Origin of the sequence: Kibdelosporangium persicum (assembly GCF_013280595.1) — a bacterium.
Taxonomy (GTDB): domain Bacteria; phylum Actinomycetota; class Actinomycetes; order Mycobacteriales; family Pseudonocardiaceae; genus Kibdelosporangium; species Kibdelosporangium persicum.
This window is the reverse complement of record NZ_JAAATY010000023.1, coordinates 1-22846: the sequence shown is the minus strand read 5'-3', so window position 1 is coordinate 22846 and position 22846 is coordinate 1. Positions and strand designations below refer to the sequence as shown.

22 protein-coding genes and 1 pseudogene are annotated in these 22846 nt (G+C 68.7%); 9 read left to right on the top strand and 14 right to left on the bottom strand.

Translation table 11 applies throughout. From position 1 onward, the window contains the following. Position 1 precedes the first annotated feature (1 nt). Positions 2 to 976 (top strand): TIGR03557 family F420-dependent LLM class oxidoreductase, encoded by a 975-nt coding sequence (locus tag GC106_RS32285; protein WP_173138455.1) that lies wholly within the window; start codon positions 2 to 4, stop codon positions 974 to 976. Here the strand turns inward: GC106_RS32285 and GC106_RS32280 are convergent. The 5 genes from GC106_RS32280 to GC106_RS32260 all read right to left on the bottom strand — a co-directional run bounded on the left by GC106_RS32280 (position 938) and on the right by GC106_RS32260 (position 4526). Continuing rightward, a complete protein-coding gene (locus GC106_RS32280; RefSeq protein ID WP_173138453.1) occupies positions 938 to 1657 on the bottom strand; it encodes a metallophosphoesterase family protein in 720 nt (239 codons plus the stop codon). The two genes, GC106_RS32285 and GC106_RS32280, sit on opposite strands and share 39 nt — an antisense overlap. After that, positions 1654 to 1821, bottom strand: a complete 168-nt coding sequence (locus tag GC106_RS32275; protein ID WP_312873041.1) for a hypothetical protein — start codon at positions 1819 to 1821, stop codon at positions 1654 to 1656. The genes GC106_RS32280 and GC106_RS32275 overlap by 4 nt, the downstream gene beginning before the upstream one ends. Then, positions 1805 to 2434 (bottom strand): nucleotidyltransferase family protein, encoded by a 630-nt coding sequence (locus GC106_RS32270; RefSeq protein ID WP_312873040.1) that lies wholly within the window; start codon positions 2432 to 2434, stop codon positions 1805 to 1807. Before GC106_RS32270 ends, GC106_RS32275 begins: the two co-directional genes overlap by 17 nt. Before the next feature lie 212 nt (positions 2435 to 2646). Further along, entirely contained in the window at positions 2647 to 3585 is a 939-nt protein-coding gene (locus tag GC106_RS32265) for a DNA polymerase domain-containing protein (protein WP_173138446.1), read from the bottom strand. Continuing rightward, the gene (locus tag GC106_RS32260) at positions 3582 to 4526 is read right to left on the bottom strand and encodes a phosphotransferase (protein ID WP_173138444.1); all 945 of its coding nucleotides are present in this window, start codon (positions 4524 to 4526) and stop codon (positions 3582 to 3584) included. The genes GC106_RS32265 and GC106_RS32260 overlap by 4 nt, the downstream gene beginning before the upstream one ends. A 74-nt stretch (positions 4527 to 4600) precedes the next feature. Here GC106_RS32260 and GC106_RS32255 point away from each other — a divergent pair, with 74 nt between their 5' ends. From GC106_RS32255 to GC106_RS32245, 3 genes are all read left to right on the top strand, one after another. Further along, entirely contained in the window at positions 4601 to 5413 is an 813-nt protein-coding gene (locus GC106_RS32255; protein WP_173138442.1) for an SAM-dependent methyltransferase, read from the top strand. A 328-nt stretch (positions 5414 to 5741) separates the two neighbouring features. Then, a complete protein-coding gene (locus tag GC106_RS32250) occupies positions 5742 to 6284 on the top strand; it encodes a TetR/AcrR family transcriptional regulator (RefSeq protein ID WP_173138682.1) in 543 nt (180 codons plus the stop codon). Continuing rightward, complete coding sequence (locus GC106_RS32245) at positions 6281 to 8302, top strand: ABC transporter ATP-binding protein (protein ID WP_173138440.1); 2022 nt, start codon at positions 6281 to 6283, stop codon at positions 8300 to 8302. Before GC106_RS32250 ends, GC106_RS32245 begins: the two co-directional genes overlap by 4 nt. On the opposite strand, the gene GC106_RS48220 is transcribed toward GC106_RS32245, so the two are convergent. Together GC106_RS48220 and GC106_RS32235 are read right to left on the bottom strand one after the other, a co-directional pair. After that, a complete protein-coding gene (locus GC106_RS48220; protein ID WP_173138438.1) occupies positions 8303 to 8968 on the bottom strand; it encodes a hypothetical protein in 666 nt (221 codons plus the stop codon). Between the two features lie 14 nt (positions 8969 to 8982). Then, entirely contained in the window at positions 8983 to 9474 is a 492-nt protein-coding gene (locus tag GC106_RS32235; RefSeq protein WP_173138436.1) for a hypothetical protein, read from the bottom strand. Here GC106_RS32235 and pdxR point away from each other — a divergent pair. Beyond that, on the top strand, positions 9473 to 10843 hold the full coding sequence (pdxR, locus tag GC106_RS32230) for a MocR-like pyridoxine biosynthesis transcription factor PdxR (RefSeq protein WP_173138434.1): 1371 nt from the start codon (positions 9473 to 9475) through the stop codon (positions 10841 to 10843). The genes GC106_RS32235 and pdxR overlap by 2 nt on opposite strands. 32 nt (positions 10844 to 10875) lie before the next feature. Here pdxR and GC106_RS32225 read toward each other — a convergent pair whose 3' ends face one another. Continuing rightward, entirely contained in the window at positions 10876 to 12360 is a 1485-nt protein-coding gene (locus GC106_RS32225) for a serine/threonine-protein kinase (RefSeq protein WP_173138431.1), read from the bottom strand. Between the two features lie 4 nt (positions 12361 to 12364). After that, entirely contained in the window at positions 12365 to 14233 is a 1869-nt protein-coding gene (locus tag GC106_RS49505) for an N-6 DNA methylase (protein ID WP_312873037.1), read from the bottom strand. Between the two features lie 145 nt (positions 14234 to 14378). Here GC106_RS49505 and GC106_RS32215 point away from each other — a divergent pair, with 145 nt between their 5' ends. Next, the gene (locus tag GC106_RS32215; protein WP_173138427.1) at positions 14379 to 15134 is read left to right on the top strand and encodes an AfsR/SARP family transcriptional regulator; all 756 of its coding nucleotides are present in this window, start codon (positions 14379 to 14381) and stop codon (positions 15132 to 15134) included. A 247-nt stretch (positions 15135 to 15381) separates the two neighbouring features. Here GC106_RS32215 and GC106_RS32210 read toward each other — a convergent pair whose 3' ends face one another. Then, positions 15382 to 16002 (bottom strand): AAA family ATPase, encoded by a 621-nt coding sequence (locus GC106_RS32210; protein ID WP_173138425.1) that lies wholly within the window; start codon positions 16000 to 16002, stop codon positions 15382 to 15384. A 108-nt stretch (positions 16003 to 16110) separates the two neighbouring features. Between GC106_RS32210 and GC106_RS32205 the strand changes: the two genes are divergently transcribed. Together GC106_RS32205 and GC106_RS32200 are read left to right on the top strand one after the other, a co-directional pair. Continuing rightward, entirely contained in the window at positions 16111 to 16611 is a 501-nt protein-coding gene (locus GC106_RS32205; protein ID WP_173138423.1) for a SigE family RNA polymerase sigma factor, read from the top strand. Next, positions 16608 to 17609 carry an LCP family protein gene (locus GC106_RS32200; RefSeq protein ID WP_173138421.1) on the top strand — a complete coding sequence of 334 codons (1002 nt, stop codon included), beginning with the start codon at positions 16608 to 16610 and terminating at the stop codon, positions 17607 to 17609. Before GC106_RS32205 ends, GC106_RS32200 begins: the two co-directional genes overlap by 4 nt. On the opposite strand, the gene GC106_RS32195 is transcribed toward GC106_RS32200, so the two are convergent. From GC106_RS32195 to GC106_RS32185, 3 genes are all read right to left on the bottom strand, one after another. Next, on the bottom strand, positions 17602 to 18684 hold the full coding sequence (locus tag GC106_RS32195; protein ID WP_173138419.1) for an aldo/keto reductase: 1083 nt from the start codon (positions 18682 to 18684) through the stop codon (positions 17602 to 17604). The genes GC106_RS32200 and GC106_RS32195 overlap by 8 nt on opposite strands. Before the next feature lie 44 nt (positions 18685 to 18728). Then, positions 18729 to 19601 carry an alpha/beta fold hydrolase gene (locus GC106_RS32190; RefSeq protein WP_217281257.1) on the bottom strand — a complete coding sequence of 291 codons (873 nt, stop codon included), beginning with the start codon at positions 19599 to 19601 and terminating at the stop codon, positions 18729 to 18731. A 67-nt stretch (positions 19602 to 19668) separates the two neighbouring features. Then, complete coding sequence (locus GC106_RS32185) at positions 19669 to 20328, bottom strand: CPBP family intramembrane glutamic endopeptidase (protein ID WP_173138417.1); 660 nt, start codon at positions 20326 to 20328, stop codon at positions 19669 to 19671. A 182-nt stretch (positions 20329 to 20510) separates the two neighbouring features. Here GC106_RS32185 and GC106_RS32180 point away from each other — a divergent pair. Further along, positions 20511 to 22202, top strand: a pseudogene (locus GC106_RS32180) (glycoside hydrolase family 2 protein); the annotation flags it as partial. Positions 22203 to 22221: 19 nt separating this feature from the next. On the opposite strand, the gene GC106_RS32175 reads toward GC106_RS32180, so the two are convergent. Further along, entirely contained in the window at positions 22222 to 22626 is a 405-nt protein-coding gene (locus GC106_RS32175) for a LapA family protein (RefSeq protein ID WP_246367350.1), read from the bottom strand. Between the last annotated feature and the right edge of the window lie 220 nt (positions 22627 to 22846).

The window sequence follows — 22846 nt, the reverse complement described above, 5'->3', positions numbered from 1 at the left end:
CATGCGCATCGGATACACGCTGATGACCGAACAGGCCGGTCCCAAACAGCTGGTCGAGCACGCGGTGCGGGCCGAAGCGGCCGGATTCGCGTTCGAGGTGTCCAGCGACCACTACTTCCCGTGGCTCGCCGAACAAGGGCACGCGCCCAACGCGTGGACAGTGCTCGGTGCGGTGGCCGAACGCACCGAACGCGTCGAGTTGATGACCTACGTGACGTGCCCGATCATGCGGTACCACCCCGCGGTCGTCGCCCAGCAGGCCGCGACCATGCAGATCCTGTCGGACAACAGATTCACCCTCGGCGTCGGCGCCGGGGAGAACCTCAACGAGCACGTCATCGGCCGCGGCTGGCCGCCGGTGAACATCCGGCACGAGATGCTCGCCGAGGCACTGCAGATCATCCACGGGCTCTTCGACGGCGGGTACTTCAGCTACAGCGGTTCACACTTCCGGGTGGACGCCGCGAAACTCTGGGACCTGCCGGACGTCCGCACGCCGGTCGGGGTCGCGGTCTCCGGTGAGCAGTCGATCACCCACCTCGCGCCCCTGGGCGACCACATGATCGCGGTGCAGCCGGACGCGGAGCTGTGCAAGCGGTGGAGCGGCCTGAAGTCCGAGCCGGGCCGTAAGATCGGCCAGATGCCGGTCTGCTGGGACCCGGACCGCGACGCGGCGATCAAGCGCGCGCACGAGCAGTTCCGCTGGTTCGGCGGCGGCTGGAAGGTCAACGCCGAACTGCCGGACGTCAGCAGCTTCGCCGCGGCGACCTCGTTCGTCCGCCCCGAGGACGTGGCCGAGTCCATCCCCTGTGGACCCGACGTCGAACCGATCCTGAAGAGCGCCAAGCAGTACGCCGACGCCGGGTTCACCGACCTGGCGATCGTGCAGATCGGCGGCGATCACCAGGACGGCTTCCTCGAGTTCGCCAGGGACAGGCTACTGCCCGCCCTCGACGCAGTACACGGCAAAGGCTGAACCGATCACGGGCTGGGCGACGTTGCGCACGCGTACGCCGCCCGCCGTGACACCCTGTTCCGTGCCGAAGTGCGCGTGCCCGTGGATCGCGAGGTCCACATTGGTCGCGTCGATCGCTTCGGCGAGCTGGTAGCAGCCCAGGAACGGGAAGATCTCCGGCGGTTCGCCGCGCAGCGTGTCGGCGACCGGCGAGTAGTGCGTCAGCGCGATCTTGATGTCGGTGTCCAGTTCGGCCAGTGCGGCCCGCAACCGGTCGGAGATCTCGACCGTGTGCTGGACAAATGCCTTCATTTCCGGTTCACCGAACACACTGCCGGACTTGCCGGCGAAGCCGCCGCCGAACCCCTTGGCACCGGCGATGCCGAGCGAGCACTCGCCGATCCGGAGCGTCACGCTGGTGCCCTCCAGTACCCGGATACCGCGCTCCATCAGCAGGTCGGTGATCTCGACCTGCTTGTCGCTGTGGTAGTCGTGGTTGCCGAGCACGGCGATCACCGGAACCGGCAGATCGGCGAACTCGTCCGCCACCACCTGTGCCTCGTCCAGCGCGCCGTGCCTGGTCAGGTCACCGGCGAGCAGGAGCACGTCGGCGTGGTCGCCGAGATGCTCCAGCGCGGGACGCAGGCGGCCACGCGCGTCCTCGCCCAAATGCACGTCACCCACCGCCGCGATCCGGATCACCTCAGCTCCTCCCGCCTGGTCGGCTCGTCCGCGCACACCACGCGGATGTCGTTGTGAATCACCATGTCCGGCGCCACGTCCCTGAGCACCTCGGAGATTTCGGCGCGACGCTGCTCGGTGGCCACGTCACCACTGACGACGATGTGCTCACCCCGCACGGTCACTCGCACTCCTTGCTCGGCCGTTCTGGGATCCTCGGCCAACGTGGTGCGCAGGTGTGCCACCAGATACTGCGGCGGGGTCATCGCTCCGCCTCCCTTCTCCTTCTTCGTCGTCCGTGATCGCCAACCGGTCGCACAGCAACAGGAAAGCCTCGGCGTACGGCGACCGCGCGGTCTCCGCGCGGACCCGGGGCCAGTCGATCTGCTCCCGCAGCGCACGGGCGATCGGCAGCAGTGCGGCCAGGTCACAGCGATGCACCTCCAGGGCCAGCAGCTTGCCGATCATCACGTCGGTGCCGCTCTGCACGTGCATGACCGTGGGGCCGACGCGGATCTCCTCGGCCTCGTCGAGCATCTCCGGCGTCACCTGACGTTCGTTCGCCCGGAAGATCAGGTCCACCAGCCGGTCGCCGTCGTAGACCTTGGTCAGCCACTCCTCCGGCGGGTCGGCTGCCCGGAAACCCGCATCCACCAACGCCTTCACCGCGGTCGGCACGTCCTGTTCGAGAATCAGGATGTCGACGTCGTGCTCGGTCTCCGGCCCGCCGCGCGCGTAGACGGCGCAGCCGCCGGTCAACGCGAAACGCACTCCGGTCGGCCGGAGCGCGCTCGCCACTTTGGTGACGGTCCGTATCAACGCATCTTGGACATCCGAACCCATGTCCGTTACGTACCCGAACCCCGTGCGGACGAATCCACGGAGGGCTTTTCCAGGTCACCACCTGCGGATCAACTCAGGCGTCCGCCCCGGCGGGCACCGGCCGCTCAACCGGTTGACGCCTTCGGACGATGCCCGTCATCCAGGGTGCGGACCGGGCGACCGGCCACTCATTCGGTACGCCGGGCACGGGCGCGGCGTTTCCCTTCGTGCATGGCCTGCACGCGGGCGATCGGGATCGTGTGGCCCTCCTCGATCAGGTCCGCGCCAAGGCTTTGCGGCGCAGGCATGTTCTCCGCCCACGGGTCGCCGTCGCCCAGCAGCCCGGCGACGTTGTGCACGGTGAAGTCACGCGGTGACACGGATTCCAGGTCGTCCCACGAGATCGGGAACGACACCGGAAGGCCTGGCCGCAGGCGAGGACTGTAGGCGGCGACCACGGTCGCGCCGCCCGCACGGGTGGAGTCGAGGAAGACCTTGCCGTGCCGGTCGTCCCGGATGAACGCGGTCGTCGCCAGCCCGGGATCGATCCGTTCGGCGCGGGCGGCGAGCGCACGGGTCGCGGCGGCGACGTCCTCTATGTTGTGCCGTTCCAGCGGCACGAAGATATGGACTCCCTTGGCACCGCTGGTTTTCACGGCTCCCTCCAGGCCGGAGTCGGCCAGTGCCTGACGAACCAGATGCGCCGCCCGCACGACGAGCGGGAACGCGTCTCCCTCCGGCGGGTCGAGATCGAGGATCATGTGCGTGGGATGATCCGACTCCGCTTTCATCAGCCCCGGGTGGTACTCCACCGCACGCTGATTGCCGAACCACAACAGGGTCTTGCGGTCGTCGCACAGCGCGTACGACACCTCACGCTTGGACGACTCGGCCCACAGCTTCACCGTGCGCACGAACGGCGGCGTGTACTTCGGGACGTTCTTCTGCATGAACGGGCCTTGGCCGCGCAGGATCCGGATCACCGACAGCGGCCTGCCGGACAGCACCGGGACGATCCGGCCGGACACGGCGTCGAGGTAGTCGACCAGGTCGCGTTTGGTCGCGCCCTCGAACAGCGACTGGTCGAGATTGGTCAGCGCGACGCCGTCCCGCTCTTCATCGCTCATTGCGCCACCTTAAGCCAGTTTCCGTCCAGCAGGCCGGAAAGCGTCTCCAGTGATGCGGTCGCCCACTTCTCCGGGGCTGGGCCGGCGCCGAGCGCCCGGTCCCAGACCAGCGTCCGCGCGATCATGCCGATCCAGCAGGCGAGGTCGATCTGCTCGGCCAGCTCCCTGCGCGGCGCGAGGTCGGTGAAGGCCTCCAGGTAGCTGTCCCGCAGCCGCGCGACCACGGCCTGGTCGGCGTTGTGCCCGATGGCCACGAGCATGCTGGCGAACGGGTGCGACACCACGCTGTCGCCCCAGTCGTAGAACACCGCGCGGTCGCCTCGCAGGAACACGTTCCCGAGGTGCAGGTCGTTGTGGTCGAGGCTCGGCGCGATCGTGAGCTGTCCGGCCCGCTCCACCACCAGGTCGCGCCGGTCCACGATCCGCTCGACCAGTGCCTTGTCGTGCGGCCTTGCGCGCACCGCGTCCACCGCCTCGTCGAACCGCCGCGGAACGGTCTCGGCGCGCATGTCGGCCACCCCGGCCGCCAGCAGGCGATCGACGTGCGGTGACAGCCGCCGCTGTAGTTCGCCGTACTGCGGGAGGATCTTCATCATGCTCTCGACCGGATCGGCCGTGGACTCGCGCACCGCGGTCCCGCCGTCCGGCAGCACCAGCCACCCGCGCTGGACGTCGATCGCGATCGGCTCAAGCACCCACTCCGGCGCGACGTCGCGCAGCACCTCGTACAGCGCGACCTCGAAGACCGTCTGTGGCCCCGGCGCCTTGACCCAGATCACGCCCTGCGACGTCGGCGCGGTCAGCACCGTGCCCCACGGCCGGACGCGCGGCTGCGTCAGGTCGCCTATGCGTCGGATGCTTGCCTCGGCCAGCCGCTCGTCCACCCACGCCTGGACGACTTCCCGCCAGGCCGCAGTGGTCCATACCTCCGCTGACGTCACTGGTCAAGGCTCTCAGATGATCTTGAACCGAGCCTCCCGGATCATCGGCCGGCCGGAACCGATAATCTTGGTTCATGGCCACCAACCTGCCGGAGATCGACCCGACGGTGCCGAGCATCGCGCGCGTCTACGACGCGTTCCTCGGCGGGAAGGACCACTACGAGGTCGACCGGCAGGTGTACCAGCAGATCCTGCAGGTGGCGCCGGAGTCCGCCAGAACGGGCCAGGAGGCCAGGTACTGGCTGATCAGGGCGGTGCGCTTCCTGGCGGGCGGGGCGGGCATCGACCAGTTCCTCGACCTGGGCTCGGGCCTGCCGACCGCGGAGAACACCCACCAGGCGGTGCAACGGATCAACGCCGAGGCACAGGTCGTCTACGTCGACAACGACCCGATGGTGGCGGCGCACGGACGGGCCCTGCTGGAGGAGAACGACCGGACCCATTTCGTGGTCGGTGACCTGCGCCAGCCGGAAGAGCTGTTACAGGACCCGACTGTCACCCGCTACCTCGACTGGACCAGGCCGATGGCCCTGATCCAGTGCAACACGTTGCACCACGTAGCGGACAAGGACGATCCGGCAGGCGTGATGGCGAAGTACGTCGACGCCCTGCCGTCCGGCTCGTACATCGCGATCTCCCACCTCTACAACCCGGCCGACGGCAGCACACGCGCGGAACTCGCGCAGGAAGTCCAGTCCCGGTTCAAGGCGCTGATGGACACGTGCGTCTTCCGCACGCGCGAGCAGATCGAGGCGTTCTTCACCGGCACGGAAATCGTCGAACCGGGCCTGGTCCACCCGTGGGAATGGTGGCCGGACGGCCCGTTGATCACGCCCAAGGTGGACGGCGACTACCTCCTGCTGACAGGCGTCGCCCGAAAGCCCTGATCGAAGCCTGCGCGCGCGAACGATCTCTTGCCCCACCTCTGTGCTCGCGCACGGTCCTGCCTGCCTGAAAACAGCAGGCCGGGCTTAGGCCGTGTTTCAAATGCCCGATCGCGATAGCCGGGCCGGATGCGGCCCCTGACGCCACCGCGGGACCGCCCAAAGACAACCAGTATTCGCGGCGATCCCGCGGCGACGCCAGGAACCGCCCCGATCCCGACTCTCATCGACCGGGACATTCGAAACACGACCTAACCGTTTGACGGAGTGAGTACTCACTCCGCAGACTGGGCGGATGGATGAGACCTCCACCCGGCGTCGGGCGCCGGGAATGAGCCCGGAGAAGCGCCGGGCGATGATCGTGCAGGCGGTGCTGCCCCTGCTGGTCGAGCATGGGGCCGCGGTGACGACGAGCCAGATCGCGCGGGCCGCCGGAATCGGGGAAGCGACCGTCTTCCGGGCGTTCGCCGACAAGGACGAGTTGCTCAGGGCCTGTGTGGCCGAGGCGTTGCGGCCTGACAACGCCGTCGCCGCCATTGAGGCGATTCCGTTGGATGCGCCGTTGGCTGACCGGCTCAATGAGGCGGCCTCGGCGTTGGCCGCGCACATGGAGCGGATGGGCGCGTTGTTCGGGTCGTTGCGCGGTACCGCGTACAAGCTTGAGCGGGGGTCGCACAAGAGGCGTCCTGGCAACGACTTGCTCCGGGAAGCTGTGGCCGAGTTGTTCGAGCCGGAGAAGGACTCGTTGCGGGTTCCGGCGGCACACCTGGCCGCGATGTTCACCGGTCTGCTGATGATGCGGGGCCGGATGGGCGACGAGAAGCCCTCGATCCCCGACATGATCGACGTTCTGCTGCACGGGGCCGTCCGATGATGCCGGGTGGCGGTGGTTTCGAGTCGATGATGCTGCGCCGCCGCCGGGGCAGGCGGCAGCCGTCGACCGTCGCCGACAGCGGTCTCACCGGGCCGGTGGAGATCCCGGACCCGGCGCCCGGGGACCAGCCGAACGACTGGAAGTCCAGATATCAGCGGTTACGTGCCTCCGTCGCCGGTACCGCGCGGGCGCTTCCGCGCGTGTTCCGGTTGTCCTGGCAAACCAGCAGACCGCTGACGGTCACGCTCGTCGTCGTCACCGTCGTGAGTGGACTGGTCCCGACCGCGACCGCCTATGTCGCCAAGATCCTGATGGACGCCGTCGTCGAGGCGATCCAGATCCACGCGTCCGGCCGGCCGGACGCAGCCGTGCTGCACATTCCGCTGCTCGGCGGCTTCACCACCACCTCGACCGGCAAGATCGTTGGTATCGCGGCGTTCCAGCTCGTCGTGTTCATCCTGCAGTCCATCACGACGATGCTCACCACGGTGAGCCAGCAGTTGTTGCAGGAACGGATGACGCTGACCATCCGCCACCAGGTGATGGACCACGCCAGCAAGATGCATCTGGCCTTCTTCGAGGACTCCGCGTCCTACGACCTGCTGCGCCAGGCCGACCGCGAGGCACCGATGCGCCCGATGTCCATGATGAGCTCCGCGCTCGGGCTCGGCCGGATGGCGATCACGTTCACCAGCATGATCGCCCTGCTGATCGCGGTGAGCCCGTTGCTGGCCATCGTGGCGTTGCTCGCGCCGGTGCCGCTGTTCATCTCGCAGTCGAAGTACGGCGCGCAGACGTTCATCCTCAACTACATGGTCTCCCCCATCCGGCGGCGGATGGACTATCTGTCCTCATTGGTCACCACCGACAGCTATGCCAAGGAGGTCAAGCTCTTCGGCCTCGGCCCGTACCTCGTCGACCGGTTCGAACGGCTGGGCAAGGTCTACTACGACCGGCAGCGCGGGATGATCCGCAGGAAGAACGTGGCCGGCACGTTGTGGGGCCTGATCAGCACCGTCGCCGGCTCGGCGATCTACCTCTACATCGCGCTCAGGGCCGTCTCCGGCGAGCTGACGCTCGGTGACCTCGCCTTGTACACCGCGGCCGCGACCTCGGTGCAGAGTTCGATCGGCGGCCTGTTCAACGGTTTCTCCGGGATGTACGAGAACAACCTCTACCTGGACACGCTGTACCGCTTCCTCGGCACCAAACCGGAGATCGACCGGCCGGAGAATCCCGCGGCGGTACCGGAACCGTTACGCGGGCACATCACGTTCGACCACGTCTCCTTCGCCTACCCGGGCGCGGAGGAACCGGCGCTGAAGGACGTCAGCTTCGACATCCAGCCGGGCGAGACCGTCGCCGTCGTCGGCAAGAACGGCGCGGGCAAGTCCACATTGATCAAATTGCTCTGCCGGCTGTACGACCCGACAGACGGCCGAATCCTGTTGGACGGCGTGGACATCCGCACCCTGGACCCGGACGAGCTGCAACGCCGGATCAGCGCGGTGTTCCAGGACCACGTCAGCTACCAGGCCACCGCGTCGGAGAACATCGGGCTTGGCGACCTGGAACACCTGACCGACCGGCCGAGCATCGCCCGGGCCGCCGACCGCGCTGGCATCGCCAACCGCATCGAACGCCTGCCGCGCGGCTACGACAGCCCGCTGGGCCGGTGGTTCGACGAAGGAGTCAGCCTGTCCGGCGGGGAATGGCAGAAGATCGCGCTCGCCAGGGCCTTCCTGCGCGAAGCGCCGATCCTGGTGCTCGACGAGCCGACGTCGGCACTGGACGCCCAGGCCGAGCACGACCTGTTCGTCCGGCTGCGTCAGCTCGCCGAGGGCCGCACGACCCTGTACATCTCGCACCGGTTCTCCACCGTCCGGCAGGCCGACCGGATCATCCTGCTGGAGCACGGGAAACTGGTCGAGCAGGGCACCCACGCCGACCTGATGGACCTGGACGGCGGGTACGCGGAGCTGTTCACGTTGCAGGCTTCCGCGTACCTCGACGCGTGATCACGTCAGCCGGAACGCCTCGATGATCGTCTGCGACACCGAGTTGCCCGCGGAGTCGCGCGCGGACGCCCGCAGCGAGACCGAAGCCGCGTCCCGCGGATGACCGATCACGGTGTACCACTTGCCGGCGAACGACACCAGGGGCACCGGCCGCCAGGTCGCGCCCTTGTCGTGGGACACCTCGACACGGGCCGGCCGCGCGGCCGCCTTGGTGTTGTGCCCGACCGACACCGGCACGATCGCCGGGATCACGCGTGACGCCCGGCTGAACTCGTCCAACTGGGGTGTGAACCTGACCGTCATCAGCGGCAGGGGCTCGTACAGCTCGCCCGGCACCGTGTCCGACGTGAAGGTGAAGTCCGCGACGACCTTGCTGCTCAGCGCACAGTCGCGTGTGGACTCGATGTGCAGCCGGTAGGCGGCCTTACCGGCGGGCACCTCGAAAAGTCCGCCGGCCGCGCCGGTCCGGGTGAAACTCCTCGGCGCACTCGTGAAGGTGGTCTGCACGGGCATCCCGTCGGCGTCCCGCTCCGCGAACGAACCGTGCCACCCGACTCCAGGCGAGTACATCTCGTCCAAAGTGTACGGAAGTGGTCTCTCGAACAGGCCCTCACGGTCGCCCACCGTGCCCGGTTTGGTCGCGCCGTGCACTGACTTGACCTTCACCAGGTCACGGTCCTTCACACGGACAACGGGATTCGCGGGCACCTTGCCGTCGACGTCCCACGGACGTTGTACAGCAACGACTCTCCGGAGAAGCGACCACCCACGGAGTACCGGAACTCAGCGGGAGCTGTGGTCGTGGACGGCCTCACCACCACGTCGGCGAAATCGGTACGCACGGCGCTGTCCAGTGTTCCCCAGGCCATCTTCCGGCTCAGCTCGACAAAGGTCTCCGCCGTGCGCAGCCCGGACCGGTCGACGGTCACGCCGACCGGCCTGGCGTCGTGGCCGGACAGCCGCAGCGAGACGTCCTTGGCCAGATCCAGTCCCGGCTCGGCGATGACCGCCATCGGGTGGCCGTCCTGGACCAGCTGGGCTTCCAGGAAGTACCTGCCTTTCGGCAGCCGGACCGTCAGACTCCCTGAAGCGTCATACCTGCGGTATTCGTACGGGGCCGTTCCCAGTTGCCACCTGACCGCGACTTGCCCACGGGTAGAGTGCTTTTCCATGGCAGAGCAGTGGTCCAGTTCGCTCGACGTACACCTGGACTGGACGCCCGGAAGCGGCCGCAAGGGGTTGGCGAAGGCCGTCCGCAAGGCGATCCGGGAAGGCCGTTGGGCTCCCGGATCAGTCGTGCCCTCAACACGTGCACTGGCCCACGACCTGGGCGTGGCGAGGGGAACGGTCACGCGTGTCTACTCCGACCTCGCGGCCGAGGGTTACCTGCGGACCAGCCAGGGAGCGCCGACCCGGGTCGCCACGGCGGGCGCGCGACCGTTGACGCAGCCGCGCCCGGTCCCGTCCCGGGAGCAGGTGATGCGGTGGGATCTGCGGCCGGGGAAGCCGGATTCCGCGTTGTTCCCCAGGGACAGCTGGTTGGCGTCGACCAAACGGGTTCTGCAGCACACGCACAACGCGACGTTCGGCTACGGCGAGCCGCAAGGGTCTTCGGTGCTGCGCGCGACTTTGTCGGCGTACCTGGGCCGCAGTCGTGGCGTGCTGGCCGATCCGGCCAGGATCGTGATCTGCGCCGGGTTCTCCCACGCGATGATCGTGCTCGGCCATGCGCTGCAAAGCATCGGGATCAACGAGATGGCTTTCGAGGACCCCTCGTTCCACCGGTTCCGGGATCTGGCGGCGTCGACCGGGCAGCGGATCGCCGGTGTCCCGGTGGACGGGAACGGGATGCGGGTGTCCGAACTGGCCAGTCCCGCTGTGGTCGTCACTCCGGCGCACCAGTCCCCGATCGGCGTGACCTTGTCGCCTGACCGCCGCAACGCGCTGACCCAGACAGGCGCGGTGATCGTGGAGGACGACTACGACGGCGAGTTCCGCTACGACCGGCAGCAGGTCGGGGCGTTGCAGGCGTTGGCTCCGGAGCGGGTGATCTACGCCGGCACGGCCAGCAAGACCTTGGCTCCCTCGTTGCGGTTGGGGTGGCTGGTGCTTCCCCGGTCGCTGGTCGATCCTGTCGTGGCCGCGTTGGAGATCAGCGGGGCTCAGCCGTCCTCGGTGGATCAACTGGTTCTCGCCGACATGATCAGTACCGGGGCTTACGATCGGCACGTCCGGCGGTGCCGGATCGAGTACCGGTCCCGGCGTGACCGGCTGGCTGCCGCGCTACCGCACCATCTCGTTCCACAGGGGATTTCGGCCGGGTTGCATTTGATGGTCCCGTTGTCCGCCGAGGCCGAGGCGGAGGTGGGCACTGTGGCCCGTCGGAACTCCGTGGCCTTGGCGACTGTGCGGCCCATGTGCGTGAACGAGATGCGGCACGGCCTCATCGTGGGTTACGGGGCACCGTCCCGGACTTCCTTCGGCGGAGCCCTGGCCGCTCTCCTCGCCGTCCTGCAGGAAGTCGCCCCCTCCCCCTCGTGAGTGTTTATCCGTGTTCTAACCCGGATAAACGCTCACGAGCGGACGCTGGAACGGGACCACGGGTAGGGCCGCCCGAGCCGGCGTTGCCGCATCAGCAGCCCGGGTACGAGCAACGCCAGGCAGATGGTGAGGCCCCTGATCGGGGAATCAATGTACAGCAAAGGGTTCCCGTTGACCGTTCCGGCGATCAACTGGCCGATGTAGACGGCGCTGCCCAGCCCGCCGACGGCCAGCAGCACCCGTTCGAGAATCCGCTCCCCCAGCCCGGTCGCCCTCGGCGGGCCGACGCGGCTGCCGAACGGCCCCAGCGACCACACGTGGCGCAGCCGCATCCGGCGCTTGCGCATCCACAGCCCGATCAGCACCGGAGTCGACACGACGGTGAACGTGAACCCCGCGTCAGGCACCGGTACGCCGGTGGCCAGGTCGTCGACATAGGTCAGGATTCCCAGGATTCCGAACATCAACAGGAACGCTTCGCCGATCCGCCGGGGCCCGCTGTCGGCAGGCTCCGCCCTCGGGACCGGCGCGACCGTCGTCTCCGGGGCCGGCGCGGGCAACCCGACCGGCATGGTCGGCGTGTCGAGGACCGACACGGTGGCGGCCGAGCCGGCCGGCGGGCGCGGCGCCGAGAGCTTGTCGCGGAACGGCCGGGTCGGATCCATCGGGATGAGCGGACCGGTGGGCGGCGGCACGAGCGGCAGCAGGATTTCGTAGACCTCGGTGGCCGAGGCCGGTCTCAGGTCGGCTCGTTTGGCGAGCAGCCGGGTGATCACCTCGGCCAGCACCGGGCCGGCGTCCGGCCGCAGGGACAGCACCGGCTCCGGGGTGTCGTTGAAGTGCCGGTGCATCATCGCCAGCGCCGTGCCGGCTTCGAACACCGCGCGCCCGGTCACCAGTTCGTAGAGCACACAACCCAGGGAGTACAGGTCGCTGCTGGGGCTAGTCTGCCCGTGCATGGCCTGCTCCGGCGCCATGTAGGCGGGCGTGCCGACGGTTTCCGCCGTGCGGGTGATCCGGGTCATGTCGACGTCACGCAGCACCGCGATGCCGAAGTCGAGGACCTTCACCTCGCCGGTTTCGGTGATCATCACGTTGCGGGGCTTGAGGTCCCGGTGCACGAGCCCGGCCGCGTGGGCCGCCGCGAGGACCGCGGCGATCTGCGCGCCCGCCGCCGCCACCCAGCCGACCGGTACGGGTTCGTTCTCCGCCTGGAACTCCGCCAGGTCCGCGCCGCCGATCACCTGCATGACCAGGTAGAGGTCGTCCTCGTCGGTGCCGGTGTCGTAGACCGCGGGCACTCCCGGGTTCTCCAGTCTCGCGGTCAGCCGTGCCTCCCGGTCGAACCGGCTGATCAACGCGTCCACGTCGGCGCCCGCCGGCAAGGAGCTCGGGCGCAGCAGCTTCACCGCGACGTCACGGTCCAGCCGGTGGTCGCGGCCGAGCCACACCTCACCCATCCCGCCGCGGCCGAGCGGCCGGACGAGCTCGTAGCGATCACCCACAACGCGCTGCACCTGACTAGTTCCTCTCGGGTGCCACCAGCCCGTCCACCAAGCCGTCCACTGTGGCCTGGATGACCCGTTCGGCCAAGGCCCCGGCGCGGCCGACCGCCGTGCCGAACGTCCCCAGCGCGGAGAAGACTGCCGCATACCCGCGCTGTTCGGCCAGTGGCATTCTCGGGATCTCACATCGCCGTACGTCCAGGCGGGCCGCGGTGGACACGTGCGTGCCCGCTTGCCGGGAGTTGGCCGAGCCGTTGAGGAACCCCGCCAGGTACCACGAATCGAGCACGTCAGGGTTGGGACGCAACAGGCACAGCCCGCGTCCGAGCACCGCGCCCGTGTCGTTCGCGACGCGCGCGACGAGCTTGTGCCCGGCCGTGGGCATGACGACGTCACCAGGTTGCACGCGCACGGTCGACGCGGCGAGGTCACGGGAGATCCGGCGGGACGCAGGCCGGTCCGCGAGCACGTCGGCCAAGTCGAGCAACGGGAGCGCGTCGCCGGCAGGCGTCGCGGGCGCGTCGGAGGTGAACAACGTCAACGCGCCGGTCTTGATCAGCTCGGCGATCGTCGTCATGACCCGGTGCCGCCCGGCCTGCCCGGTCCAGTCGAGGGCCGGCAGCAACGGCGGCAGCGCGCTGAGCCTGGCGGCCAGCTCGCGGTGCCCGGCGAGGAGTTTCTCCGCGGTGTCCGGCGCGGCGGAGATCGGCAGGTTACGGGCCGGGGTGAGGTCCACTTCCTCGCCCAGCAGGTCCAGCACCGGGATCATCCGGGACACGCCCGGCTCGTCCTCGGCCGTGCCGTCCGGTGCGTCGAACGCACGCCACGCCGCGACCGCGCGGGCCGCCGCCTGGTCCCAGTCCGTGGTCGTGGTCTCAAGCACGAGCACATGCGGATCCGCGGGCTGGCCCGGCTTACGCAACATCCACAGGTGAACGGGGCCCGGCAGGGCGAGCACGGCTCGCAGCGCGCCGCGCCGCAGCAACTCGGCGCGGATGCGACGGCCGGATCGGCGAGACGCCACCGACGGCGGCATCACCATCGTGACGAGGCCGCCTGGCTTCACGTGCGCCAAGGCGTGCTGCACCCAGGCCAGTTCGGATTCCATCCGCGGCGGGATGCCGTACTCCCAGCGCTCGTCGTGCAGGAGTTCTTCGTGTCCCCATTGGCGTTCCCCGACGGGCGGGTCGCAGACGACCGCGTCCACGAGCCGCCCGCGGTACGCGTCGTGCAGCAATGAGTCCGCCGCGTGGACTTCCGCGGGGACGTTGCGCAGTTCCAGCCGGACCTGCGCGAGCGACGCCAGGCCGGGGTCGAGCTCCTGGCCGACGCAGCGCACCGGTCCGCCGGTGCGCCCGGCGACCGCGGCCAGCAGGGTTCCGGCGCCGCAGGCCGGGTCGAGGACCGTGCCCGAGGACAGCCCGGTCAGCTCAGCCACCAGCCGAGCCATGTCCGGCGTGGTCACCGCCATCCACCGCGCGTTGGCCTGGACGAACCGTTCCCAGAGCGCCTCTTCCACGGCGAGGGCGCCGTGTTCGTTCGCGAGCGTCGCGACCTGGTTCAGCACGGCGGGTGCGACCGGGCGGCCGTCCGAGCGACGCAGCAGGAACGATCCGATCGCGGCGAGGACGTCCGCGGCCTCCTGGTCGCCGCGGTGGGCCTCCAGCAGCTGCCACAGCCGCTCCCATGGCGAGGACGGCATGAGTTTGCCCTGGTCCCGGAGCCACTGCTCGACTTCGGCGAGCAGGAAGAGCGGACTGTTGGGCGTGCCGCCGACGGGCTCGGGGAAGTCCTCGTAGCGGCGGCGCCAGTTGCTCACCGTGGCCCGGCTGAGCCCGAACAGCCTGGCGATGTCCGCCGCCGTGACGGCAGCCTCGTTCGACACCCGGCTCGCCCCTTCCCCGTGCACCCGCATTGATCGAGGGAAACATACCGCATCATCGATATGCGTGTTGACAGAGTTCACACGCTCATGGTCCGATTTCGTCGCAACACCGCAACCAACGACCGAGCAGTGACAGGGGTGGGGCATGATCACCATCGGGATGGCGGTCCGGGACGAGCCGAGGTTCGGCGTGCTGGGTCCACTGACCGTGTCGGCGGACGACGGATCACGGGTAGCGCTGCGTGGCAACCGGCTGCCGGCGTTGCTCACCGAGTTGTTGTTCCACGCCAACCGCTGGGTGCCGGCACGACGGCTCGTGGCGGTCCTGTGGGGCGACAACCCGCCCAAGTCGCACATGTCGAACCTGCACACGTACATCCACCGGCTGCGGGGCCGCGGCATCCCGATCGAGCAGAGCGACGGCGGCTACCGGATCAGGGTGGACGTCACCGATCTGGACCTGCTGACCTTCCACGCCGAAGCCGACGCCGGCAGACGGGCCGCGCGCGTCGGGGAGTACGAGATTGCCGCACACCACTTGCGGCGGGCGCTCGACCAGTGGCGCGGCACGGACGCGTGCGCGATCGACCAGCCGCACCTGGAACTGGAAGCGGCACGGCTGGAGACCGAGCGCATCTGCGTGGTCGAGGACTGCGTCGACGCCGAGCTGGCGTGCGGCAAAGCCGGGCAGCTGCTCGGCGAGCTCGACACGTTGGTGCGGCAGTACCCGTTACGCGAACGGTTCGCCGCGCAGTTGATGCGGGCATTGGCCGCGACCGGCCGCCGGGCCGAGGCGTTGCGGGTCTACCAGCGGACCCGGCACACACTGGTCGACCAGCTCGGCATCGAACCCGGCAGGCACCTGCGGGAGGTGCACGAGATGGTTCTCAACGGACAGTGAGACGGCACCGGCATGGACCTCTCGCCGAACCCGTACGGCCCACGGATGCCGTAGTCGCCCCCATGGGCGGCGGCGCCGGTTGCTGGGGGTTTCCGGCCTGGCGCCGATACCGCCCACGAGGGCTTCGGCGTCACCGTCCAGGTGCCGCGGACGGCCGTCGCAGTGTCGGGCCGTCCACTGGCCGGTGACGGCGGTAACGGTGCCACGTGGACGCCGAAGATGACGGCCTGTGGCATGAACACGCCAGTCAGCCGAACCGGACGTGGCGGACCTGTGTCCACGTGCGGCGCAACCGGCCCCGCAGCGGGCTGTCGGTGTCCGGGGCGAGCCGCGCTCCTACCGAGGTCGCGATGTGGTCGGCGACCTGCGGGACGGTCAGCGAGTCGGTCCAGATCTGCTCGGCGAACTCCGGCGTGCTGAGTCGTTCCAGGCAGGCGTCGAGCTTCGACACGGCAAAACTCTCCAGGCGCAGGGCCCGTTGCCTGCCCACGAGCAAACCCAAGCCGCGGCCGGAAAGCCGGCGCAGCACGGTTTCCCGGTGCGCCAGCAGGGCGAAGTGGCGCACGTCGTGGCCGCTGTCGCGCAGCCGGCCGACGATCTCGCCGAAATAGCCGGCGTTGATCAGGGTCATCGGCGCGATCACCGGGCCGTCGTGCCTGGTCAGCACCAGGTCGAGCACTTCGAGCACACCCTGCCGCCAGGCGGGCATGTCCTGGAAGTCCGAACGTAACGCGCGCGGGGTCATCCGGTGCAGCCCGAAACCGACCTCTTCGGGGTCACAGACCACACTGCCCGGCAGCCTGCGCCGTATTTCGTACGCTGTCTGCGTTTTGCCACCGCCGAAGGGGCCGTTGATCCAGATCAACATCCGCCAACCTTCTCACAGTGACACACGTCACAGCGGCGGCGTTCAACACCGGGCGGGTGTTCCGGGGTTTCCCTGCCGCACTCGACACTCGAGCAGAAGGGAGCGGCGGTGCCGGACGGCTTCGACCAGTTCGTCACTGATCGTCTCGATCGGCTGTTGCGCTACGCCACCGCGATGACCTGTGACCGGTACCTGGCCCAGGACATCGTGCAGGAGGTGCTGCTGCGGGCGCAGCGCAGGTGGGCACGGATCGCGGCGATGGACGCGCCATACCTCTACGTCAAGCGGATGGTGACGAACGAGTACCTGTCCTGGCGCCACCGCAAGGCCGCCAGGGACATCTCGTCCTCGACCAGGACACTCGACCGGCTCACCCCGCCGGTCGCGGATCCGGCTGTGCACCACGCCGAACGGGACGCGATGCGCGGCAGAATCGCCATGCTGCCGCGAAAACAGCGGGCAGCGCTCGTGATGCGGTACTACGAGGACTGCACCGACGCGGAGATCGCCACGGTTCTGAACTGCACGGAAGGCACCGTGCGCAGTCACATCTCGCTCGCGCTCAAGGCACTGCGCGCGGACAACCGGGTCATGGAGGTGCAGCGATGACCAACGACGAACTGCTGATCCGCCAGGCGATCGCCACGGAGGCCGAGCAGGCGGTCGATCCCGGCGTCGTGCTGGCCACCCTGCGGCGCGGCCGCAAGCCCCGGCGCACCAGGACCATGGTCGTCGCGGTGGCGGGACTCGCGGTGGCCGCAGGCATCGTGGCCGTGGTCGTCCCCCTGACCGCCGCACGGGAGCAGGCACCGCCCGCCGCACAGGAGGTCGCTCCCTCGCCCGCGGCCGACCAAACGATTCTGCTGATGGGGATGGACGCCAGCGACGAACGCCCGGATTCGCTCGTGCTCGCCCGGTTCGGTGTGGACGGTTCGTTCCGGGCAGTGTCGTTGCCGCGGGACAGCCGGGTCAGCTCGGACCTTCGCCTCAACGCCGTGTTCAGCACCAACGGCGGCGGTGACGCCGGTGCGCAGGCGACCGTGACGGAGGTCGAGAAGCTCACCGGCGTCCGGGCCCAGCACTACGCGATGGTGGACATGGCCGGGTTCGCGGCGCTCAGCTCGGCTGTCGGCGGCGTCGAGGTCTGCCTCAAAGCGCCGACGAAGGACCCGTACGCGAAGGCGGACTTCAAGGCGGGCAAGCAGGTCGTGTCCGGTGAGCAGGCGTTGGCGTTCCTGCGGCAACGGCACCACTTGCCCATGGGTGACCTCGACAGGATCGCGCGTCACCAGGCCTTCCTGCGTGCCTTGATCGGCAAGGTGTCCACTGAGGACGCGACGCGGCTCGCGACGCTCGCCCCGTTGCTGCGTCAGCACGTCCGCACCGATCCCGGTCTCGACCTGATCGACATCGCCCGCCGGCTGGCCAAGCGGCCCAGCGTGGCGATCGCGACCGTGCCGTGGTCGGAACCGACGGGCGGGACCACTGGTTTTGTCATCGTGGATCCGGCCGCGGCACGGCAGTTCACCGCCGACCTCTTCGCCGGCAAGCCCGGCACGCCCGGCGAGCCCGCGAACGGCGCGGGCGGCGACGGCTGCGTCAACTGACCCACAGCGGCGGCGAGTACCCGGTGGGCTTGTCGCCGACGTTCCGCCCGACGAACTGTGCCTGAGCAGCCGGCTGGAACAGCGCGTACGGTCCCGGCACCGCCGGCGCACTGGCTTCGTCCAGCAGTGCGCGGGCGTCTGCCGGGATCTCGAAGTCCAGCGCGCCGATGTTGCTCGTCACCTGGGTGGCGCCGCTCGCCCCGATCAGTGCCGCCGCGACGCCGGGCCGGGTGGCCACCCAGTTGATCGCGACCTGCGCCATGCTGCGGCCGAGTCCGTCGGCGACCTTCTCGACAGCGGCGATGATCTGCCACTCGCGCTCGCCGACCGGCCGGTAGCCAGGACTGTCGATCAGGCGTCCGTCGCCGCTCAGCCCGTTCTCCGACGGCCGGTACTTGCCGGACAGCAGGCCGCCCGCGACCGGCCCGAAGCCGGTGATGCCCATGCCCAGGTTCCGTGCCAGTGAGACGTATTCGAGCTCGATCTCGCGTGCCACCAAGGAATACGGCAGCTGCAACCCGATCATCGGCGTCAGGTTGTGCGCCTCGGCGTACGTCTGCGCACGCGCGGCGTACCAACTGGGCACATCCGACAGGCCCGCGTACCGGATCTTGCCCGCTCGCACGAGATCGTCGAAGGTGCGGACGACTTCCTCAGCCGGGGTCATCCGGTCCCAGATGTGCAGCAGGAACAGGTCGATGTAGTCGGTGCGCAGCCGCCGCAGTGAATCCTCGACTGCCTTGATCATGTGCTTGCGGCCGTTGCCGCCCGCGTTGGGATCACTGGGGTCGAGGGTGTTCGTGAACTTGGTCGTCAGCACGACGCGGTCCCGTACACCGGCTTCCGCCAGCAGATCGCCGATGATGATCTCGCTCTGGCCCGCGGTGTAGAAGTCGGCCGTGTCGACGAAGTTGCCGCCCGCGTCGAGGTAGGCGCGCAGGATCGGCCGGGCTTCGTCCCGCGTCTTGCCGTAGGCCGCGTGGAATCCGGCCGTGCCGAAGTTCATCGTGCCCAGCGCGAGCCTGCTGACCCGCAGACCCGACTTGCCGAGCAGGTAGTACTGGTCAAGTGCCATGAGCCCAGGGTGCCGAGCCAAAAATGGACCAGCAAGTCCAGACTTCAGAGGAAGTCGCCCAGGGCCTGAGCGAGTTCCGCGGGGGCCTCCTCGGCGACGTGGTGGCCGGAGTCGATGCCGTGCCCGACGATGTGCGGGCACCACGGCTTCCAGATCTCCAGCGGATCGCCGTAGAGCTGTTCCATGTCGTCACGCAGCGACCACAGCATCATCGTCGGACAGGTGATCTGCCTGCCCGAGGCACGGTCCACCTCGTCGTGGACGCGGTCGACACCGAGGTTGGCGCGGTAGTCCTCGACCATCGCGTGGACCGTGGCGGGATCGCGGATCGCGGCGAGGAAGTCGGCGTGGTTCTCCGGCCCGAGCCGGTCCGGCGAGTTCACCGTCCACGCGTTGTACCAGGTCTCCGGGTCCGCGGTGATCACCCGCTCGGCCGGCTTGGCGGTCTGGCCGAAGAAGAACCAGTGCCACCACTCGCGCGCGAAGGTGGCGTCACACCGTTCGAGCGCTTCGACCGTGGGAACGGCGTCGATCACGACCAGCTTGGTCACGACGTCCGGGTGGTCGAGCGCGGTTCGGTACGCCACGCCCGCGCCACGGTCGTGCCCGACGACGGCGAACTGCGAGTGCCCGAGTTCCCGCATGACCGCGACGATGTCCGCGGCCATCGCGCGCTTGGCGTAGGGCACGTGGTCCTCAGTGCTCGCCGGCTTGTCCGACTGGCCGTATCCCCGCAGGTCAGGGCAGACGACGTAATGGTCACGAGCCAGCTCGGGCGCCACTTGGTACCACGTCGTGTGTGTGCGCGGATGACCGTGCAGCAGCACCACAGGCGAGCCGGAACCGCCGTGACGGACCCTCAGCTTCACCCCAGCGCCTTCGATCCGGTCGAGGTCGAATCCGGCGAATATCCCCATGCGACGCATGTACCCAGACAGCGCGCGAGCGAACCGTGGCTAGTTGATCAACAAGCTGTGGGGTGCGTCAGGAACCTGCTCCGTGGTACACGAACTGCCCGAGGCCGACGGTGAAGATGAGCACGCCGTAGAGCCCGTGCTCGATGGACACCGCGAGCAGCGACCGGCTGCGGGCGTACCGCGAGGCGAACAGCAGACCGCCCACAGTGGTCGCGACCACGGCGAACCAGTTGCCGAAGATGATGTGCGCGAACCCGAACGCGGCCGCGCTCGCCACCACCATGCCCGCACCCGTGCCGAACACGGCCGAATAGCGGTGGAACATGAACGCCCGGTAGATCAGTTCCTGCGGGTACACGCTCAGCAACGGATAACCGATGGCGATCGCCAGCCACAGCCACGGATTACTCGCGGGCAGCCCGAACAGGTCGTCCGGCAGCAGGATCGCGACCGCGGCGACCGCGACAACGGCGGCGAGCACCCACAGCGCCAGCATCGGGCGCAACTGGCCGCGTACCGCCTCAGGCCGCAGGAAGTCCTTACGGTCGAACGACTTCTGCCGCACCAGGTACAGCACCGAGACGACGCCGAGCACGACGAGGAAAGGGATCGGGCTCACCCCTTGGGCGAACGCGGCGAAGGCCGCGATCGTGCCGAAGAACAGCACGACGAACTCGGCGAGCAGGTAAGCCCGCCGGCCGGTGGTGATCTCCGCACCTACCGTCATCTTCGGCACCGTCCGCACAGCCACATCGTCAAACCTACGAACGCCAGCCTGACGATCTTCTCAGCCCCACTCCACCCCCGGTCCCCCTCGTGAGTGTTTATCAGGGTTAGAACACCGATAAACACTCACGAGGGGGGCCGGTGGGGTGGGGGGCGGGGTGATCACTGGTAACTTCGGGCGTGATGGACTGGACAATGGCCGAACCCAAGCTGCCCACTCCCTGGACCGACTCGGTCTCCCCCGCCAACGCCCTGCCCGAGTACCCCAGACCACAACTGGTCCGGCCGGACTGGCTCTCCCTCAACGGTGTCTGGGAGTTCAGCCCCGCGACACCCGGCGACCAGCCTCCGTTCGGCCGGACGTTACCCGAGCGTGTGCTTGTCCCCTACCCCATCGAGTCCGCTTTGTCCGGGATCGCCCGGCATGAGGACTTCATGTGGTATCGCCGCATGTTCGACGTGCCGCCCGGCTGGGACGAGCACGTCCTGCTGCACTTCGGGGCCGTCGACTACCGCGCGACCGTGTACGTCAACGGCCGGGAGGTCGGCGGGCACCAGGGCGGTTACGGGTCCTTCTCGTTCGACGTCACCGACGCGCTGAACGCCGACGGGCCACAGGAGATCATCGTCGGGGTCGAAGACCGTGCCGACGCCACGTGGCAGCCGATCGGCAAGCAGCGTCTGGTTCCCGACCGCGGCATCTTCTACGAAGGCGCGTCCGGCATCTGGCAGACCGTGTGGATCGAGCCGGTGCCCGAAACGCACATCGCGGCGCTGGACATGGTTCCCTCCGTGCGCGACGAGTCGCTGCGCCTCACCGTCCACAGCGCCGGGTCCTTCGAGGCCATCGTGCGGGACGGCGACACGATCGTCAGCCGCCAGTCCGGCCAGGGCACTGTGGACGTCCCGGTGCCGGCGCCGAAGCTCTGGTCGCCAACCTCGCCTTTCCTGTACGACCTCGAAGTGATCCTCGACGAGGGTGACCGCGTCACGTCGTACTTCGGGATGCGGGAGTTCGGCATGAAGCCGGACGAGGACGGCAGGCTGCGGTTCACCCTGAACGGCGAGTTCCTGTTCCTGCTGTCCACGCTCGACCAGGGCTACTGGCCGGACGGCATCTACACCGCGCCGACCGACGAGGCGCTGCGGTTCGACCTGGAGCAGCACAAGGTGCTGGGCTTCAACACCGTCCGCAAGCACATCAAGACCGAGCCGGACCGCTGGTACCACCACGCCGACCGGCTGGGCCTGCTCGTCTGGCAGGACATGCCGTCGACCAGACTGGGCCGACCACCCGCCGACGCTCAGCGCCAGTTCGAGGCCGAACTGCACGAAATGGTGGCGCAGAAGAAGAACTGGACGTGTGTCGTCGGCTGGATTCCGTTCAACGAGGGCTGGGGCGAATGGTCGCTGGAGGACACCGGCCGGATCGCCGACGACGTCAAGGCCCTCGACCCGACGCGCCTTGTCAACGCGCACAGCGGCTACAACCTGACCGACTCGTTCGGCGACTCCGGCCGCGGTGACGTGATCGACCTGCACGACTACGTCGGCCCCGCCAAGCCCGTGCCCGACGACACCCGGATCGCGATCGACGGCGAGCACGGCGGCATCGGCCTCGAAGTCGACGGCCACATGTGGTTCGGCAAGGGCGACGCGTACGAGATGGCCCCGGACATCCCCACGCTGACCAAGCGCTACGTCGAGAACCAGCGGGACGTGCTGGAAGTGGCCAGGAGCAACGGGCTCAGCGGCGCGATCTACACCCAGATCACCGACGTGGAGCACGAGCTGAACGGCTTCTTCACCTACGACCGCCAGGTGGCCAAGATGGACTTCGCGGAGGTGCGCGCGATCAACGACGAGATCGTCCGCGACCGCGGCTGACCAGCCGTTACGTCACGGGCCCGGCAGATCCAGCGGGCCCGGCAGGGCCGGTCGGCCGCTCGGCGGGCCGCGTCGCGGAAACCCTGGCCGCCCGCCGGACGCGGTGCCTGAGCTGCATGATCCGCGCGCCCCCGATCAGGGCGACGAGCAACGCGCCGGAGATCGCGGCGAACAGCAGCGCCACGCCGAGCGGCAGCCCGCCGGACATGCCGAGGAAACTGACCGTGACCGTGGTCAGGTTCTCCAGGATGAAGATCAACAGGAAGACGAGCAGGACCGTGGCGACGATGACCGCGATCCACGTCCCGCTGGTCCTGGTCGCCTTGGTCACCCGCACGGGGCTGTCCGTGCCGGTCGGGTGGGGTTGCTGCACCGGGAACTCGTCGGTCGGCGGGGTTTCGGGGTTCGTCATGCCCGGAATCATCCCGCTTGACCGGAGTGATCGCAGGTCGCGGTTCACTCGTTCGGGTTAGGCCGTGTTTCAAATGCCCGATCGCGATAGCCGGGCCGGATGCGGCCCCTGACGCCACCGCGGGACCGCCCAAAGACAACCAGTATTCGCGGCGATCCCGCGGCGACGCCAGGAACCGCCCCGATCCCGACTCTCATCGACCGGGACATTCGAAACACGA

Excerpts from the sequence above, each read along its gene's own strand:
- GC106_RS32175 (WP_246367350.1), bottom strand. The coding sequence starts at position 22,626 with ATGACGAACCCCGAAACCCCGCCGACCGACGAGTTCCCGGTGCAGCAA.
- GC106_RS32195 (WP_173138419.1), bottom strand. The coding sequence starts at position 18,684 with ATGGCACTTGACCAGTACTACCTGCTCGGCAAGTCGGGTCTGCGGGTC.
- GC106_RS32250 (WP_173138682.1), top strand. The coding sequence starts at position 5,742 with ATGAGCCCGGAGAAGCGCCGGGCGATGATCGTGCAGGCGGTGCTGCCC.
- GC106_RS32190 (WP_217281257.1), bottom strand. The coding sequence starts at position 19,601 with ATGGGGATATTCGCCGGATTCGACCTCGACCGGATCGAAGGCGCTGGG.
- GC106_RS32210 (WP_173138425.1), bottom strand. The coding sequence starts at position 16,002 with ATGTTGATCTGGATCAACGGCCCCTTCGGCGGTGGCAAAACGCAGACA.
- pdxR (WP_173138434.1), top strand. The coding sequence starts at position 9,473 with ATGGCAGAGCAGTGGTCCAGTTCGCTCGACGTACACCTGGACTGGACG.
- GC106_RS32265 (WP_173138446.1), bottom strand. The coding sequence starts at position 3,585 with ATGAGCGATGAAGAGCGGGACGGCGTCGCGCTGACCAATCTCGACCAG.
- GC106_RS32245 (WP_173138440.1), top strand. The coding sequence starts at position 6,281 with ATGATGCCGGGTGGCGGTGGTTTCGAGTCGATGATGCTGCGCCGCCGC.
- GC106_RS32185 (WP_173138417.1), bottom strand. The coding sequence starts at position 20,328 with ATGACGGTAGGTGCGGAGATCACCACCGGCCGGCGGGCTTACCTGCTC.
- GC106_RS32285 (WP_173138455.1), top strand. The coding sequence starts at position 2 with ATGCGCATCGGATACACGCTGATGACCGAACAGGCCGGTCCCAAACAG.
- GC106_RS32215 (WP_173138427.1), top strand. The coding sequence starts at position 14,379 with ATGATCACCATCGGGATGGCGGTCCGGGACGAGCCGAGGTTCGGCGTG.
- GC106_RS32235 (WP_173138436.1), bottom strand. The coding sequence starts at position 9,474 with ATGGAAAAGCACTCTACCCGTGGGCAAGTCGCGGTCAGGTGGCAACTG.
- GC106_RS32255 (WP_173138442.1), top strand. The coding sequence starts at position 4,601 with ATGGCCACCAACCTGCCGGAGATCGACCCGACGGTGCCGAGCATCGCG.
- GC106_RS32200 (WP_173138421.1), top strand. The coding sequence starts at position 16,608 with ATGACCAACGACGAACTGCTGATCCGCCAGGCGATCGCCACGGAGGCC.